The 389-nt window shown below is 76.1% G+C and carries 1 pseudogene; it reads right to left on the reverse strand.

What is annotated here, in order from left to right:
* Positions 1–389, reverse strand: a pseudogene (locus tag RH94_RS42595) (type VII secretion integral membrane protein EccD); the annotation flags it as partial.

Genomic DNA, 389 nt, shown 5'->3' on the forward strand with positions numbered 1-389 from the left:
GACGAGCACGGCCGCCGCCGTGAACACCGCCACCACCTCGGCGACCAGCGGGAAGGCCCGGGCCCGCGACAGCAGGACGACGGCGGTCAGCGAGGCCAGCGTCACCGTCCACGCGGTCGGCTCCTGAGCGGTGGTCAGCAGCCAGCCGCCCGCGGCGGCGGAGGCGGCGGTGACCACCGTGGCCAGGGCGAGCCCGCGGTGGGTGGCGGCGAGGGCGTTGGCGACCTGGTGCCGGCTCACCGACACGCCCGCGGAACGCCGGTCGTCGAGCCCGGTGAGCCCGGAGGCCATCAGCGCGAACCGGGGCAGCAGTCCGAGCAGTACGACGGAGAACACGGCCATCACGGCGCCGAGCCGGTCCGGCCTGTCCTGTACGGCGGCGACGACCT

The organism is Streptomyces kebangsaanensis (genome assembly GCF_001906585.1).
GTDB classification, from domain to species: domain Bacteria; phylum Actinomycetota; class Actinomycetes; order Streptomycetales; family Streptomycetaceae; genus Streptomyces; species Streptomyces kebangsaanensis.